The organism is Metabacillus sp. Hm71 (genome assembly GCF_051842955.2).
Classification (GTDB): domain Bacteria; phylum Bacillota; class Bacilli; order Bacillales; family Bacillaceae; genus Metabacillus.
The window spans coordinates 984,304-1,000,775 of the sequence record NZ_CM200278.1 but is presented as its reverse complement, the minus strand read 5'-3'; the positions used below and the strand labels follow the sequence as shown (position 1 = coordinate 1,000,775).

Below are 16,472 nucleotides of genomic sequence, written 5' to 3'. Positions count from 1 at the left end.
TCTCACTCCCTATTATTCCTCAAACAATTCTAACTCAATAACAGTATCCCATTCATCTGGAAGTTGGGCTCCAGTTAAATGTATAAATGCTCCGCTGGAAATATCCGAATATTGCTCTGCCATCCATGGCGTTTGTACTTTTATCTCCGAACCATCAGCTAATAAACGTGCTTTTTTAATCTTTCCTTTTAACCCTTGGAAGTAAATTGGGCCAATCCCGCGGTCATATACATGGGCATAAAGCAAGTTTCCTTTTTTGGTGTAGCGGCCCCACTCCGGCTTTGGCAAGGAAGATGCTCCGCATCCGTAAATGCTTTCCCCGTTTTTCTTCATCCACTTCCCTACGGCTTCTAAAATTTCAAGCGATTCACTAGGGATTTCTCCTTTAGCATCAGGTCCAACATTTAATAGAAAGTTTCCATTCTTGCTTACACATTCTACTAATGTACGAATCACTTGTTTAGGAGATTTATAGTTTTTGTCATGGGCATGGTAACCCCAATGATCATTGAGCGTGATACACGCTTCCCAAGGAACTTGTACCCCATTCTCATTTAATATGCCTTGGGGGGGAACGATTTGTTCAGGAGAATAAAAGTCCCCTGCGTACACCTCAGGATTGCTCGCTTTAATGTTTCCTCCAAGACGGTTGTCGATCAAAATATCCGGCTGCAGGGAACGAATCATTTCTACAAGTTCTGTTGCTCTCCATTTTTCCCCTGTCATATCGTCATAAGAAAAATCAAACCACATCACATCAATTTTCCCATAGTTTGTAAGAAGTTCTCTCACTTGTCCATGCATATATTCGAGGTATTGATCAAAATCGATCTCCTCATCTTTGTAACGTTCATTATCTCTCATTGGATGCTGACGATCTCCGTATTTTGGATAATGGTCATGGTACCAATCAATGATTGAATAGTAGAAACCGACCTTAATCCCTTCTGCTCGAAAAGCCTCAACGTATTCTTTAATTAAATCCCGCTTTGCTGGGGTGTTTGTTGCTTTATATTCGGTTAGTTTGCTCTCGAACAAGCAAAAACCATCATGGTGTTTTGTTGTTAGCACAGCATATTTTTGCCCTGCTCCCTTTGCCGCCTTCGCCCAGACACGCGGGTCGTAATGAATCGGATTAAATTCGTCAAAGAAAGGCTGATAGTCTTCTATACTCAGTTTTTCAAAGCTTCTTACCCATTCCCCGCGTGCCGGAATGGCGTACAATCCCCAATGTATAAACATACCAAAGCGGTCATCTAAAAACCATTTTGTGCGTTCTTCTCTATTTTCCATCGTTTTCACCTCATTTATTAAACTTCACTGTTGGATTTCTCTCAATTGTCCAGCATCAGTTTCAAGGAAAGAATTCCACCTTATGAAGTGAACGAACACTCAGTGGGGATCAAGCGAACACCACTGAGAGAAGTTTCACTTTATCTAACTGACAAACACATAGGTTACTCTTTATACTTAGCGTCATATGCTTCTTGATAGATTTCAAGATATCTTTTCAAGTTCATGCCGTCTAATGTTTGAATATAGGTACCCCAACCTTTTTCAATATCTTCATCGCCTGTAACAAAACGGGCTGTCATTTCTTTGACATAGTCATTGATGGTTTTCTCAAGTTGTGAAAGTTCATTCGACTGTTGATCAGTAAAGAATAAAGTAGGAACAATTTGATCTTCGGAAGCTTTGTATGGTTCGTATAACTCTTTTGTCGCAGTATTTAAAGCTAATCCAAATTTATCTTCACCTACAGCCTGTGCATCCCGAAATTCCTTCGTACGTAAAGATGGCCCCGTTTGATCCCAAGAACTATTTTGAACACCGCTAGCTCCTGGTTTACCCGGAATTAAATAATATTTTGCCTGTTTACCGTTAAATCCAAGTTCACCTTCTTTAGCTTTTCTCCACTGTTTCCCCTCAATTCCTAAAACTGCACGCATCGTCATTGCTTCGTTATACAACGCATCTGCTAATCGAAATGCAACGTCTGGATGTTTCGCATTTTTCGTAATGACAAATTCCGCAGGACGCGTTACAGGATTTGGTAAATATTGTGTCACTTGATTGCCTTCTGGACCTTTTAATGGCGGAATAGCTACATAATCTCCTGATCTAGAATTTGAGAAGCAGCCTTGGGTTGCACAAATTCCCGCACCCAAAATCGGATCTCCTGGATGTTCACCCATTTTCAAAAATTGGTTTCCGTCTTGTATAAAGGATTCGGAAGCTAGTAATCCTTCTTTATTTAGTTTATGCAGCCACATTAATGCTTCTTTCCACTGTGGCTTGTTGTAAACAACATCTATTTTCCCATTATCTAAAATCATATGATTCGAATTACCTGAGTAAATAAACGGACTAATTAAGTATCCATCAACTTGAGCCTCATATGATTGCGGTGTTCCTGCTAATGGGATTTCGTCCGCTTTTCCATTCCCATTCGGATCTTTTTCTTTAAACGCCTTTAACATGTTGTAAAATTCATCTGTAGTTGTTGGTACTTTAAGTTGGAGCTTGTCCAACCATGGCTTATAAACCCACAGTTTTTGCGGCATGGAGCAGTGATAACAAGCATTTACTTGCGGCAAAGCATAGATATTACCGTCCGGTGCTGTAATGGAATCTTTCACTATAGGTAATTGTTGAAAGATTTTCTTTGTTTCAACTCCATACTTGTCAATTAAATCATTTAGGGCTAGAAATGTACCATTTTTCCCATAAATCATCAACTGAGCTGGTGTAATCGGTGCATCCATAATGACATCTGGAAGATCGCCACTGGAAAGGATTAGATTCAGTTTTTGTTCGGCACCTTGCTCTGGGAGAACTTCCCAGTCAATGTGGACATTTGTCTTCTGTTCCAATTCTTTTGTAAATTTATTCGTCTTGAAATCTTGTACCAGACTGTTTCCTTTGACGAGAATTTTAATTGTTGTCTTTTTCTCCGTAATCGGGAATGATCCCGCTTCCGTGACGATTGGTTTTATTTCTTCCGTTGTATTTTCACTGCTAGTCTTTTCATTGGAACAAGCTGATAACACGATTAATAAAGCTAGGATTAAAAAGAAAAACTGCATAGATAGTCGCTTCATAATATCTCTCCCTTTAATGAATGTATGAAAGCTGGTTTTTACTTTTTTCTCGAGCAGGTCTACATCTGTTTTATATATCCCGTTTGAGTTACTTCTAGATACAAGCTACTCGCATTCACCTCCTCCCCCCTAGATACCCCGCATTACTCTTTTAATCCACCGATCATTACCCCTTTGACAAAGTGTTTCTGTACAAACGGATAAATGATCAAAACCGGCACCGATGCGACGATTATCAATGAGTATTTCAATAGCTCACGTAACCCCGCCTGTTTTTGCAAAACTTCTGTATCTTGTAACAGCGTCGGATCGACCTGATTTTGTACTAGTATATTGTTTAAAATCAGTTGCAGCGGGAACAAACTTGGGTCTCTTAAATAAATCAAGGCGTTAAAGAATCCATTCCAATGCCCAACCGCATAGAACAAAGCCATTACAGCGATAATAGGGCCAGAAAGTGGAATAACAATTCTTGTTAAAAACTTGAAGTCACTACAGCCATCCAGTTTGGCCGCTTCATGTATTTCATCCGGAATTGTTGTCTTTAAGTACGTTCTTGTTACGATGACATTAAATACAGATAACGCACCAGGAATAATCATGGCCCACCGGGTATCTAGCATGCCGAGTTCTTTTATTAATAGATAGGTAGGAATTAGTCCGCCGTTAAAAAGTGTCGTAAAGAAGAAAAGAAACATAAAGAAATTTCTACCGTAAAATTCTTTTCTTGATAGCGGGTATGCTGCGAGTATTGTCATCACTATATTAATCAATGTCCCTACAACGGTATAAAAAAGTGAATTTCCATATCCTGTCCAAACTGATTTGTAATTAAAAACGGCCTTATATCCTTCGAGACTAAAATCCACCGGCCAGAGCCATACCTTTCCAGATAAAACCGCTTCTGTTGAGCTAAAGGAAGAACTAATAATAAAAATAAGCGGATAAAGAAAAACAACGAGTAAAATACTTAAGATCGTATAATTGACGACCGTGAATATTCGGTCACTTCTTGTTTCTTTAATTTTGCCGATATCCAATGCGGACACCCCTTTCTACTCTGATTACCACAAGGACTCTTGTCCTATTTTTTTCGCTAGTTTATTTACCGTAATGATCAAAATAAAACCGATAATCGATTTAAACAACCCAACGGCGGCTGCAAAAGAATAATTCGGTATCGCCGAGACGAGACCCACTTTATATACATATGTATCAATAACTTCGGAAGTCCGTAAATTCAAAGGGTTTTGCAAAAGTAATGCCTTTTCAAATCCAATGCTTAATACATTTCCCATATCCAAAATAAGCAGGATAATCATAATCGGCATAATTCCTGGAATATCGATATGCCGTATCCTTTGAAGCTTCGTCGCACCGTCTACAATAGCAGCTTCGTGCAACGTCGGGTTTACACTTGATAAAGCAGCTAAATAAATAATGCAGCCGAAGCCAATATTTTGCCAAATACCTGACCAGACGTAAATCGATTTAAAATAATCTGGATTCCCCATAAACTGAATAGGTTCTTTACCAAAAAGGTGCAATAGTTGATTAATTGGTCCTGTAGGCTCTAGAAACACTAGAATGATACCGACCATAACAACGACCGATATAAAATGCGGGGCATAAGATATCATTTGAACCGTCTTCTTGAAATATTTCTTATTCACATAATTTAAACTAAGCGCCAGTAAAATTGGAAACGGAAAGCCAATGATAAGCTGATAAAGGCTGAGTCCTATTGTATTTTTTATGACTCTCCAAAATTCGTAAGAATGAAAGAAAGCCTCGATATGTTTAAATCCAACCCACGGACTTCCTAATATTCCTTCCGCAGGATTAAAATCTTTAAATGCGATCGTAATTCCGTACATCGGAATATATTGGAAAATAATAATGTAAGCGAGTGGCAGAAGAAAAATTACATATAGCTGCCACGAACTTTTTATTTTCTTCCATGCAGAATTGTTCGTTTTCGTCTTTTTCTTGCTCGTAACATTGGCAGGAAATTCAGTTTTTTTAGAAGTTTTCACAATTTCCAATGTTTACTCCCTCCCTTTGCGTGTTTGTTTTTTAAGCGCTTACAAATAACAACAGACTAAGTAAATCTGTGGTTTTAACTTGATAAAAACAGTCAGTATTTCTCTAAACAGTTTAATTATTTCTTCTGAAGGGTTTACTTTCGAATAGCAGATTTTATCACATGATGTTGATGACAATTCTTCGTTGAGGGAACTCTTGAAGTAAAGTAGATATAACTGTAACTACTAGGGTAAATCAATATTTTAAGAGGAAAATCTTCATTTACAGGTGTCGATATTTTTCACGCCTTGAGATCGTAAATCCATCGAACATCTCACAAATCTTGTAACCTAGGTCGAATTTCAACCTTCAATCTAAATCAAAGTAAAACTTCTCTTAAAAGGTGATGATTCAAACTCAAGCGAGCGGAAGACACCTGCAATTAAATCATTATTGGAGATATGATATTTCAATGTTACCGATAACATTAAAATATCATGAACCGGACCATGTGTCAATCTATATTAAGTGAATTATTATTTTCTGCACATTTGAACAATTTGTTGTAGCTAATATTTTTCACCCCTCCAGCTAAGTACTGCAAGGACAGGTTTGTGATCAGATGCTCCACCATTATTTAATGCTTGTGTGCTGATGACTTGCCATTGATTTCGTCCTCCATACATAATATAATCAATTTTCCCATCTTCTTCGCACGTTGGTTCCGTAATTTTAGCTGTGGCATCATCCCAATTTGTTCTTAATATATCAATTGCAGCAGATTGAGGTGTAGCATTTAAATCACCAGCCAAAATTAAAGGAGTTGTTGTCCCAAATTGATTTTTCAGTTTTTCTGCTTGGGCGATCTGGCACTCCTTCGATTCAAATTCAAGGTGTGTTCCGATAAATGTAAAGGGTGGTAAGTCATTTTCAGGAACAAATTTTCCAACTAACGCGACACGTTGTTCATTGTTAGCTGGATTAGGTAAAGAGATCGTTTCGAATGAGTCTAGCGGAAAGCGATATAATAATGCCTGACCATATTCACCGCCATCAAAATCAACTGCCTTACCAAAAGCGACATTCATCCCAGTCAACTGACCTAATAAATCGGGCTGATCAACATTTTCTGTTCTTTTTACATTTTTATCTACCTCTTGGATCGCTACAAGGTCAGGTTTAACATTATTGATGATAGCAGCTATGCGATTCAAATCAATAATACCGTCATTTCCTTCTCCGTGATGAATGTTAAAGGTTAGAACCCGTAGCTGAGGCTGATTTGCTATTTCAACTGTCATGCTTTGCATCCCCTTTATGTAAATGTCAAAAAAATTTATCTGTATAATTTACCGAAATAAATTCTATTCATCTTCAATTATTTAACCAATACTTCAATAAAATATGGGGGCTCAAAAGAAAAGCAGCCGTTATTTCACACGTATATTCCATGGATTCATTATTTTTTGATATATTTATGTTGCCGATAACCTAAAAACATGCTTTCAAACTTGCTGTCAATTCCAATTTTTTTGTAAACTGTTAATAGATGCTGTTCAGGAGGAAGGAAGTCTCAGATGGTAACTATTTACGATATAGCACAAAAAGCCAATGTTTCACCAATGACCGTTTCAAGAGTGATTAATAAATCCGGTAACATTAGTGAGACTACAAGAAAAAAAGTAGAAGAGATCATAAAAGAAATGGGCTATATACCCAATTCTTCTGCCAGAAAACTGTCAACAAATAAATCGAAAATTCTCGCTTTAGTTATTACTGACATAACGAACCCATTTTTCACAAAAGTAACAAGAGGCGCGGAAGATAAAGCTATGCAAATGGGTTACCAGCTCATTTTATGCAATACGGATGAAAATTTAAAAAAAGAATCTGATTATATTAATATGCTCATCTCATCTGGAGTCGACGGAGTATTAATTACCCCAACTGGAGACCAATCGAAAAAAAATTTACGAACGTTAATCAAACATAATATCCCATTTACCTTACTCGACCGAAAAATAGAAGACATTCAATCCGACGAAGTTAATGGAGACAGCCGTGAAGGAACTAGAAAATTAATAGAACATCTTATTAATCAAGGACATGAAAAAATCGCTTTATTTAACGGGCCGCTGAATACTTCTACGGCACGGGAACGTCAAAAGGCCTATATTGAAACCTTAAAAATTTACGGCCTCGAAGCAAATGAAATTTATCAAAGCCATTATAAACAAGAAAATGCGAACGAAAACGTTAAAAAATTATTATCCCTTTCGATAACAGAACGCCCGACAGCTATTTTTGCAGCAAATAATTTCATTGCAGTTAATACGATTAAAGCGCTTCACCTTCATAATGTAAATGTTCCTGAAGAAATGTCAGTTGTTTGTTTTGATGATTTAGGACCTGTGGATCTTTATCCATTCTTAACCGTTGCATCACAGCCGGCTTACAATTTTGGCTTTACTGGGACCCAGTTATTAATTGATAGAATTGAAAAAAAAGCTCCGCCTGAATATCGAAAAATTGTCCTTCCAGCAGAATTGATCGTTCGAAAATCTTCTATCAATATAAAAGACACCAAAACCCTTTCTTAAACAAACAACCGGGAATCCTTAAATAAGGATCACCCGGTTTTTCGTAATAAATGATTATGTTCCTTTTATTTAGAGTGTCATTCCACGGTTAAAACCTGCTATTTAGCGATGGTGACAACAGCTTCTTGTTTCTGGTGTTCGTTAAGGATCCTGCCTTTTCAATCTCAATTTGTTACAACATCTCCACCTTCAGTCATTCTTATTTCTCAGGCGGAAGCCATCACAAGATATATTCACTATAAGGCTAATAAACTATTAGTCGAAATCCGTTAACACACCTTTTTTTAAAATAATGTTTGCATAGAGCGCTTTTTCACTAGTCGCAACGATAGCATAGGCCTTTTTTGCCCGCTCATAAAATGCAAACCTATCAAGAATCTCAAAATCGTTTAATGGTCCATTATATTCTTGAATGATTGTTCGATACTCATCCCAGATGACAGGCTTTATTGAATCGCCCGGTACTACCTTCATTAATGCCAACGGCTTTTCCACATATGTATCAAGGGGGAATAATTTCATAACGGCATGTAACAGCACCGGAATTTTGTGACCATCACATCTAACTAACCTTTGTGCACAGCTTGCAGAAGGAAAGTTTCCGTCAGCAAACACAATTTCGTCACCGTGTCCCATTTCTAATAGGATTTTCATAAGGTCAGGCGATAATATAGATGGAATCCCTTTTAGCATAGAAGATCATCCTTTCTGTATGTAGAAATAGGATGGTGTGCAGGTTCATGGAACACATCCTAAGTTCCTTGTAAAGAATTTTATTAGCTAATGCCAATTTGGTTGATGCTAATTACTTATAATCGATAATTTTCGTTTTCATTAAGTGAAAGTTGTAATCAAATTCCATTCCGCCTTAGCCCCTTTCCCGTAACCGAGAGTTGCTCCTCCGTCGACCACTATATGCTCTCCTGTTATAAAGGATGAATCATCGCTTGCAAGGAACAGAGCGACTTTTGCAATCTCTAGAGGCGATGCTGTACGTCCCAACATATGGGAACGATCTTGGGCAACAGAGGCCTCTTTCGGGTCTTTCTGCTGCTTTAACCAGCTTTCTAATAAAGGGGTTTGTACACCAGCAGGACAAATGGCATTTACCCTTACTTCAAACGGCGCCAAATCGATAGCCAGCGCTTTTGTTAAAGCGATAACTGCCCCTTTTGAGGCTGAGTAAGCCGGATTGTTTTGTTGACCAGCTACCCCAGTCATCGAGGCCATATTAATGATCGTTCCTTTATTGTATTTAAGGTGGTCTATGACGTATTTCGCAGTGAGAAACATGCTCTTTACATTAACGTGAAATAAATGATCCCATTCCTCTCCGGTCGTATCTTCCAGTTTTTTCGGCAAAATCGTTCCAGCATTGTTAAACAGAATATCAATTTTGCCATACTGTTCAACTGCTAAAGAGATTAGCCTCTTTACATCGGACTCTTCAGAAACGTTACAATTCACCCCGAAAGCTTCGATACCTTGATCTCGTAAATGCGTCACTACACGGGCAATGTTTTCTTCACTAATGTCAGCAATGACCAATTTAGCTCCTTCAGAAGCAAATAATGAAGCAGATGCCTCACCGATTCCACTTGCACCGCCTGTAATAATCGCTGTTTTATTAAGCAATCGCACTGTCATTCCCCCTAGATAATTAAAGTTTTTAACTGTAAGTGATAAAACCGCGCTATAGAAATCGCTTTCATTTCTATAGCTGTTAATTCCTGTGGCATATGGATAATGTCTGCACTAAACTGTGGAAGCTTTTTTAAAAGAGTAATGATGTGCGGCAAATGCTGAGGATAACTAAAATATCAACAGGCAAATCATTTGCTGCTAAAGAGGAAATTTAACAAAATTTTATTTTGCATAACGATGTAAAGTGTAATGATGAAATCCCCTTTATGTTATCGATAACATAAAAATAACATGATTGATTTCTAGTGTCAACTCACCAATTCGTTTTGATTGGAAAGGGCCTAGTGAGAGCAAAAGAAAATAGCTGAGTCCTAACTCAAGGTAAAGCAAGAGTCGAGTCTCAGCACCACTTATTTTCTTTCAATATCAATTTTAAACTTATATTTATCAGCTCGATAAGACGATCTTACAAGCTCCAACGGCGTTCCGTTTTCTAAATACGTCTCCCGTTGAATCAGTAAAACCGGGACACCTTTTTTTATCTTTAAATGTTTACTATCCCCTTCGTTAACAAGAGCAGCTTCAACCGTTTGAGTAGCGTGCCCGATGTTTAATCGCAATTCATTTTCAATATAGGTGTATAACGATTTCTCTAAAATTTCCGGGGTTAATCCAGGGACAAGCTTGACTGGCAAGAAGCTCGTTTCAAGGGCGATCGGCTCCTCATTTGCCAGACGAAGCCGCTTTATTTTATAAATAAGCTCGTCATCATCTAATGAAAGACGTTCCTTTATATCAGGATCCGCAGGGTAAATTTCAAAATGCAATAATTTATTTCCCGGTACTAAGTTACGTGCTTTCATGTCCTCTGTAAAACTCGTAAGGCCTTGTAAGTTTTGTTCGAACTTTTGATTTGATACAAAGGTGCCTTTTCCTTTTTCTCTAAAAAGATAGCCTTTATTCACTAGGTTGGTAATGGCTTGTCTTACCGTCATTCGGCTTATTTGATAGCTTTCGGAAAGCTCGCGTTCTGAAGGCAGAGCGTCCCCGGGCCTTAATTGTTCAGATTCGATCGTTTTTTTGATTTGCTCTTCTAACTGATAATACAAAGGTAGAGGAGAATTTTTGTCAATCACCGAAGAATCTCCTTTCAGTTACACTAATCCACACTATTGTCATTATAATCATCTTTCTTCTTTATGAAAAGTATCGTCATGATCGTCTCTAAAGTTAAACAGAAAACTACCTGGTTAACCATCAGGTAGTTTTCATTTTTGATATTTTAGCCTTTACGGATTTTTTCAATTTCATCTGCTACAAATTGAACTTGTGTCCCTACAATTACTTGGATGCTTTGAGGTCCGACAATATTGATGCCAGGTACACCTGTTGACTTAATTTTATTTTGATCAACGGCATCCATGTCTTTTACTTCAATACGCAGACGTGTTACACAGTTATCTACAGATGTTACATTTTCATCTCCGCCTAAGCCTTCATAAATCTTTTCTGCCATCACAGCGAACTTATTATCACCTGTGGTTGCTGTACTTGCTGTATCTTCTTCTGTGTCCTCTTCTCTTCCTGGAGTAGCTAAGTTAAACTTCGTGATTAAGAAGCGGAATAATACATAGTAAATCACAGCAAATACTAAACCTTGAAGAAGCAGCATATATGGCTGATTAGCTAATGGAAGTCTAGAGCTTAAGACAAAGTCAACTAAACCTGCACTGAAGCCAAAGCCTGCAGTCCAATGGAAGAACGCAGCGATTGCTAATGAGATCCCCGTTAAGGCAGCATGAACAACATATAATGCTGGCGCTAAAAACATAAATGAAAATTCAAAAGGCTCAGTAACCCCTGTAAAGAATGAAGCAAAACCTGCTGCTAGCAACAGGGATGCCGCTTGTTTTTTTCTTTTCGTTTTCGCAGTATGATACATCGCTAGAGCTGCTGCAGGAAGTCCAAACATCATGATTGGAAAGAAACCGGCCTGATACATTCCTGTAATTCCCTTTGTTCCAGTTCCTGCCCAGAAATTGCCGATATCGTTAATACCAGCGACATCAAACCAAAATACGGAATTTAAAGCATGATGCAAGCCTGTAGGAATTAATAATCGGTTAAAGAAGCCGTACAATCCTGCACCGATAAAGTCCAATTTACTAATCGCTGTACCGAAAGATACTAAACCTGTAAAAATAACCGGCCATGCAAAGAACAATACAACTGAAGCAACTAACATGGAAACAGCAGACATAATTGGCACTAATCGTTTTCCACTAAAGAATGCCAATGCCGCTGGCAATTGTACTTCACTAAAGCGATTGTACATAATGGATGCTATAATCCCTGAAAGAATTCCAACAAACTGATTCTCAATTTTTACAAAAGCTGGATTTACATTTTCTGCGTCAATCCCTTGAAGCATAGCGACAGAATCTGTTGAAAGCAAGGTTGTTACGACCAAGTAGGCAACCAACCCGCTCAAAGCCGCGGAACCGTCTTTGTTTTTAGACATGCCGAGCGCTACCCCTACGGCAAATAAAATAGACATGTTATCGATAATTGAAGATCCTGCCTTAATTAAAAATGCAGCGATTGGATTACCTGCTCCCCAGCCCGCTGGGTCTATCCAATAACCGATCCCCATTAAGATCGCAGCAGCTGGCAAAACGGCTACTGGCAGCATTAAAGAGCGACCAATTTTTTGTAAGTACTTCATCATGTTATCTTTTCCTCCTATCAGAAAACCCTATTTTCAAGAAAAATAATAAATACAAAATTAGTAAATATTCTTACCAAAGACGTAGTAAAAAATGATGATCCAGGTAAAACTTCTATAGAATGATTATGTCTGAACCCATAAAAAAATGATGGTCGTTAATCTCTCCCTTCATCACTCTGGAAGCGTTTCACACAATTATAGTAACATCTAATTATATAGATGTCTATACCAATTTCCTTAACCAAATACAGGTAATAACTAAGAAACACAGTTTTTCAACAAAAATTCCACTAAACTGGTATAGACAACTATATAATCAAGTGCTATTCTAAAAATAAGGAAAACGAAAAAGGAGAATGTGGCCATGAGTTCATTTCATAAAGTAATTCTTCAGAACGGGACGATTTATACAGAAAATGAAGTAATCGAAAATGCTTATTTGAAAATAGACGAAGGAAAAATAACGGAATTGGGCCCAATGACTGCACTTACTGATCTGGCTAATTGCAACATCATTACAATTCCTAATGGTTTTAGTTTGATCCCAGGAATGATCGATATTCATATCCATGGAGCTAACGGTGCTGATACAATGGACGGAACAAAAGAAGCACTTGATGTAATGGCAACTACCTTGCCAAAGGAAGGTACAACCAGCTTTTTAGCGACCACGATGACAGAGGATGCAGCAGCCATAGAAAAGGCACTGGAAAATGCTGGGGAATATATCACTTCACAGCAGTCAGCTGGTAACGCAGAAATTCTCGGCATTCATTTAGAAGGTCCCTTTATTCATAAAAACAAAGCAGGCGCTCAACCAATTCATCATATTTTAAATCCAGATTTAGAAACGTTTAAAAAGTGGCAAATGCTTTCTGGAAATCAAATCAAACAAGTAACACTTGCTCCTGAGTGCCCAGGAGGAAAGGAAGTAATTCAATATTTGAACAAAAATGGCATCATTGCATCGATTGCCCATTCCGATGCAACATATGATCAGGTAATAGAAGCGATTGAAAACGGGCTTAATCAAGTCACACATCTCTTTAATCAGATGACCGGCCTTCATCATCGTGACCCGGGTATTGTGGGTGCTGCATTTTTAAGAGATGAACTAATGGTAGAGCTTATAGTAGATGGAATTCATTCCCGACCCGAGGCTGTTAAACTTGCTTATAACCAAATAACAGACGAGCGAATGATCTTGATCACCGATTCAATGAGAGCAAAATGGCTTGAAAATGGAGTTTATGATTTAGGCGGACAAATGGTAACAGTAAAGGATGGCCGTGCATTATTAGATGAAAATACGTTGGCAGGCAGTGTATTAAAAATGAAGGATGCTTTTAAAAACATTCAGGAATTTACACAATGTGATATCCAAAGTGCCATCAAGATGGCTTCTGAAAATCCTGCCAAACAATTAAATGTATTTGACCGCAAAGGAAGCATTTCCGTTGGGAAAGATGCAGACATCGTTGTTCTAGATGAACAAATGGATGTTTATATGACACTATGTAAGGGGAAAGTTGCTTATTCAAAGAATTTGAAGGTTAAAACAGAATCCGAACAAGCAATTAATTAACTATATCTCAACTACAAAGGAGAGGTCATCATGAAAATAATTGAAGTAAAGAATTATCAGGAAATGAGCCAGAGAGCTGCTGAATATATGATCGAAAAAATAAAAAGCACACCAAATCTTACTCTAGGTTTAGCTACAGGCGGGACACCGCTGGGGGTTTATCAGCACTTAATAGAGGATCATAAGCAAAACGGCACATCTTATGCAGAAGTGACAAGCTTTAATTTAGATGAATATATCGGGTTAGCTAAGGATAATCCAAATAGCTATTATTCCTATATGTATGAAAATCTTTTTAAACATATTAATATTTCACCCGAGCGGACACATATTCCATCTGGAATGAATAAGGATTTACAGGCTGAATGTGAAGAATATGAAAATAAAATTGAGCAGCATTTAGGAATCGATTTACAGATTTTAGGGATTGGCAGTAACGGCCATATCGGGTTTAATGAACCTGGAACATCCTTTCAAGCGAAAACACATGTTGTTGACCTGGCACAATCCACCAGAGAGGCTAATGCCCGCTTTTTTAACAGTCTCGATGAAGTTCCAACACAAGCGATCACGATGGGAATTCAAACGATTTTTAAAAGCAAGGAAATTCTTCTTTTAGTATCGGGAAAAGCTAAACAAAATGCCATGATTCAGCTTTTAACTGGGGATGTCACTGAAAGCTTCCCTGCTTCGATTTTAAAACAGCATCCGAATGCAACAATTATTGCGGATGAAGAGGCAATGTTAGGTGTAAAGGATAACAGCTTATTCAAATGAAAATTAGAAAAACAAAAGCTTATCGCCAAGTCCTAATGGCGATAGCCTTTGTTATACTTACTATCATTCATAAATCTTATACTGATAGTATAAAAAATGCCTGCCCCATAACGATTAAGTCTGGGACAGGCATTTTTACTATCCCATCTTAACGGGCAGTAAAACCATCATCTTTCAAGTTTTATGAATAGCTAGCAACTGATTTTGGGATAACTGCCAGTAAAGATCCGATAAGTCTCGCTTTAAATGAGCAGCGCCTTGTCTGATAAAGAACTATCCGATTTTATTTTTGAGAATTCCTCTAACAAAGAATTAACGGTTAATCCTTGCTTTTCTTTCCCTTCTGCTTCAAAGACAATGCTTCCTTTGTCCATCATAATGAGTCGATTTCCTAAATCAACGGCCTGCTGCATATTATGGGTAATCATTAATGTTGTCAGATTGCCATTTTCAACAAGCTTCTTCGTTAGATTTGTAATAAGGTCGGCACGTGATGGATCAAGTGCTGCAGTGTGTTCATCCAATAGTAAAATATCGGGCTTTGTGAAGGTTGCCATCAGAAGTGAAAGAGCTTGGCGCTCACCGCCAGATAACAGTCCAACCTTAGCGGATAAGCGGTTTTCAAGTCCTAACCCTAAGAGCTCTAGCTGCTCCTTAAAATACACGCGCCGTTTTGCTGTAACACCTGGCTTTAATGTACGCTTATGAATCCGCGAATAGGCAATAGCCAGATTTTCTTCAATCGTTAATGTTGGTGACGTACCGGCCATTGGGTCCTGAAATACCCGGCCGATCGATCTTGACCGTTTATATTCAGGAACATCCAACATCGACTTCTCCTTAATAAGCACATCACCATCATCCGGAATCAGCCGCCCGGCAATGACGTTGAGCAGTGTTGATTTCCCTGCTCCATTACTTCCGATGACTGTAACAAAATCGCCTTCTTTTAATGATAATGTTAGGTGATTCAATGCGACTTTTTCATCGATGGAGCTTTCATTAAACACTTTAAAAATTTGCTTTAGTTTCAACATGGCTTACACCCCGCTTTCTGCGTAAGCTTTTTTTCCGTTTATCCTTTTGCTTATTAACAATTTGCGGTATGACAAGCGCACCGATGACGATACACGCTGTAATTAGCTTCATATCTCCAGTTTCAAAAAAGTTGATTCGCAGCGCCATTGCTACGATAATACGGTAAATAATGGCACCGACGATAACCGCCAATGTTGCACGGATAATCGTCTTTACCCCGACTAATGCTTCCCCGATAATAACTGAAGCCAAGCCAATTATGATCATTCCGATCCCCATTCCAACATCACTAAAGCCACCATGCTGTGCAATAAATGCACCTGAAAAAGCAACAAGGGCATTGGATAAGCCTAAGCCGACGATTTTCAGCATATCTGTATTAGCCGAAAAGCTCGTAATCATATTTTGATTGTCACCAACAGCTCTTATCGCTAAGCCTAGCTCTGTCTTCAGGAAGGAATCAAGAAGATATTTTATCACTAAAATTAGGATTAACATCGTTACGACAACTGACCATGTTTGCGGGACAAAGTTCTCTAAGCCAATCGATACGAAAAGCTCCTGAAGAGCTGCATCAATACCAAGCTTATTCCACCAGTCCAAAAGCTGTGTAAATACCGTTTCTTCTTGTAGAAGCGGTACATTTGATCTTCCCATGATTCTTAGATTGATTGAATACAAAGCAATCATCATTAAGATCCCTGATAAAAGCGGGTTAATATTTCCTTTTGTATGCAGCACACCTGTTATACAGCCTGCCAAAAAGCCGACAATTAATGCGACCAAAGTGGCCAGAAAAGGATTAACCCCATTAACAATCAAGACGGCGCTGACCGCTGCACCTGTTACAAAGCTGCCGTCAACCGTTAAATCCGGGAAGTCTAATATTCGAAATGATAAGTATACTCCAAGAGCCATGATCGCATAAATTAAGCCTGACTCTACTGATCCAAATAGGGCTGTAAACATTGCTT

General features: G+C 38.3%; 14 protein-coding genes. 3 read left to right on the top strand and 11 right to left on the bottom strand.

The window, feature by feature from the left end; genetic code table 11:
• Nucleotides 1–12: 12 nt before the first annotated feature.
• The 5 genes from ACSVDH_RS04995 to ACSVDH_RS04975 all read right to left on the bottom strand — a co-directional run bounded on the left by ACSVDH_RS04995 (nucleotide 13) and on the right by ACSVDH_RS04975 (nucleotide 6,427).
• Nucleotides 13–1,293 (bottom strand): alpha-L-fucosidase, encoded by a 1,281-nt coding sequence (locus ACSVDH_RS04995; protein ID WP_439248674.1) that lies wholly within the window; start codon nucleotides 1,291–1,293, stop codon nucleotides 13–15.
• Nucleotides 1,294–1,457: 164 nt separating this feature from the next.
• On the bottom strand, nucleotides 1,458–3,101 hold the full coding sequence (locus ACSVDH_RS04990; RefSeq protein WP_439248673.1) for an ABC transporter substrate-binding protein: 1,644 nt from the start codon (nucleotides 3,099–3,101) through the stop codon (nucleotides 1,458–1,460).
• Nucleotides 3,102–3,244: 143 nt separating this feature from the next.
• Nucleotides 3,245–4,135, bottom strand: coding sequence for a carbohydrate ABC transporter permease (locus tag ACSVDH_RS04985; RefSeq protein WP_439249137.1), 891 nt, complete (start codon nucleotides 4,133–4,135; stop codon nucleotides 3,245–3,247).
• Nucleotides 4,136–4,165: 30 nt separating this feature from the next.
• The gene (locus tag ACSVDH_RS04980) at nucleotides 4,166–5,137 is read right to left on the bottom strand and encodes an ABC transporter permease (protein ID WP_439249136.1); all 972 of its coding nucleotides are present in this window, start codon (nucleotides 5,135–5,137) and stop codon (nucleotides 4,166–4,168) included.
• 558 nt (nucleotides 5,138–5,695) lie between these two features.
• Nucleotides 5,696–6,427, bottom strand: coding sequence for an endonuclease/exonuclease/phosphatase family protein (locus ACSVDH_RS04975; protein WP_439248672.1), 732 nt, complete (start codon nucleotides 6,425–6,427; stop codon nucleotides 5,696–5,698).
• Between the two features lie 276 nt (nucleotides 6,428–6,703).
• Between ACSVDH_RS04975 and ACSVDH_RS04970 the strand changes: the two genes are divergently transcribed.
• Entirely contained in the window at nucleotides 6,704–7,726 is a 1,023-nt protein-coding gene (locus ACSVDH_RS04970; protein ID WP_299095327.1) for a LacI family DNA-binding transcriptional regulator, read from the top strand.
• A 255-nt stretch (nucleotides 7,727–7,981) separates the two neighbouring features.
• Here ACSVDH_RS04970 and fucU read toward each other — a convergent pair whose 3' ends face one another.
• From fucU to nagE, 4 genes are all read right to left on the bottom strand, one after another.
• Complete coding sequence (gene fucU, locus ACSVDH_RS04965; protein ID WP_439248671.1) at nucleotides 7,982–8,419, bottom strand: L-fucose mutarotase; 438 nt, start codon at nucleotides 8,417–8,419, stop codon at nucleotides 7,982–7,984.
• Nucleotides 8,420–8,560: 141 nt separating this feature from the next.
• Nucleotides 8,561–9,367, bottom strand: coding sequence for an SDR family NAD(P)-dependent oxidoreductase (locus tag ACSVDH_RS04960; protein WP_439248670.1), 807 nt, complete (start codon nucleotides 9,365–9,367; stop codon nucleotides 8,561–8,563).
• Between the two features lie 413 nt (nucleotides 9,368–9,780).
• Nucleotides 9,781–10,506 carry a GntR family transcriptional regulator gene (locus ACSVDH_RS04955; protein ID WP_299095333.1) on the bottom strand — a complete coding sequence of 242 codons (726 nt, stop codon included), beginning with the start codon at nucleotides 10,504–10,506 and terminating at the stop codon, nucleotides 9,781–9,783.
• Nucleotides 10,507–10,652: 146 nt separating this feature from the next.
• Entirely contained in the window at nucleotides 10,653–12,098 is a 1,446-nt protein-coding gene (gene nagE, locus ACSVDH_RS04950) for an N-acetylglucosamine-specific PTS transporter subunit IIBC (protein WP_299095335.1), read from the bottom strand.
• 364 nt (nucleotides 12,099–12,462) lie between these two features.
• Between nagE and nagA the strand changes: the two genes are divergently transcribed.
• Both nagA and nagB read left to right on the top strand, forming a co-directional pair.
• Nucleotides 12,463–13,683, top strand: a complete 1,221-nt coding sequence (gene nagA / locus ACSVDH_RS04945) for an N-acetylglucosamine-6-phosphate deacetylase (protein WP_439248669.1) — start codon at nucleotides 12,463–12,465, stop codon at nucleotides 13,681–13,683.
• A gap of 30 nt (nucleotides 13,684–13,713) precedes the next feature.
• Complete coding sequence (gene nagB / locus ACSVDH_RS04940; protein WP_439248668.1) at nucleotides 13,714–14,460, top strand: glucosamine-6-phosphate deaminase; 747 nt, start codon at nucleotides 13,714–13,716, stop codon at nucleotides 14,458–14,460.
• Nucleotides 14,461–14,702: 242 nt separating this feature from the next.
• Here nagB and ACSVDH_RS04935 read toward each other — a convergent pair whose 3' ends face one another.
• On the bottom strand, nucleotides 14,703–15,497 hold the full coding sequence (locus ACSVDH_RS04935; protein ID WP_439248667.1) for an ABC transporter ATP-binding protein: 795 nt from the start codon (nucleotides 15,495–15,497) through the stop codon (nucleotides 14,703–14,705).
• A complete protein-coding gene (locus tag ACSVDH_RS04930; RefSeq protein WP_439248666.1) occupies nucleotides 15,472–16,467 on the bottom strand; it encodes an ABC transporter permease in 996 nt (331 codons plus the stop codon). Before ACSVDH_RS04930 ends, ACSVDH_RS04935 begins: the two co-directional genes overlap by 26 nt.
• Nucleotides 16,468–16,472: the final 5 nt, after the last annotated feature.

Excerpts from the sequence above, each read along its gene's own strand:
- fucU (WP_439248671.1), bottom strand. The coding sequence starts at position 8,419 with ATGCTAAAAGGGATTCCATCTATATTATCGCCTGACCTTATGAAAATC.
- nagE (WP_299095335.1), bottom strand. The coding sequence starts at position 12,098 with ATGATGAAGTACTTACAAAAAATTGGTCGCTCTTTAATGCTGCCAGTA.
- ACSVDH_RS04930 (WP_439248666.1), bottom strand. The coding sequence starts at position 16,467 with ATGTTTACAGCCCTATTTGGATCAGTAGAGTCAGGCTTAATTTATGCG.
- ACSVDH_RS04990 (WP_439248673.1), bottom strand. The coding sequence starts at position 3,101 with ATGAAGCGACTATCTATGCAGTTTTTCTTTTTAATCCTAGCTTTATTA.
- ACSVDH_RS04935 (WP_439248667.1), bottom strand. The coding sequence starts at position 15,497 with ATGTTGAAACTAAAGCAAATTTTTAAAGTGTTTAATGAAAGCTCCATC.
- nagA (WP_439248669.1), top strand. The coding sequence starts at position 12,463 with ATGAGTTCATTTCATAAAGTAATTCTTCAGAACGGGACGATTTATACA.
- nagB (WP_439248668.1), top strand. The coding sequence starts at position 13,714 with ATGAAAATAATTGAAGTAAAGAATTATCAGGAAATGAGCCAGAGAGCT.
- ACSVDH_RS04995 (WP_439248674.1), bottom strand. The coding sequence starts at position 1,293 with ATGGAAAATAGAGAAGAACGCACAAAATGGTTTTTAGATGACCGCTTT.
- ACSVDH_RS04975 (WP_439248672.1), bottom strand. The coding sequence starts at position 6,427 with ATGACAGTTGAAATAGCAAATCAGCCTCAGCTACGGGTTCTAACCTTT.
- ACSVDH_RS04970 (WP_299095327.1), top strand. The coding sequence starts at position 6,704 with ATGGTAACTATTTACGATATAGCACAAAAAGCCAATGTTTCACCAATG.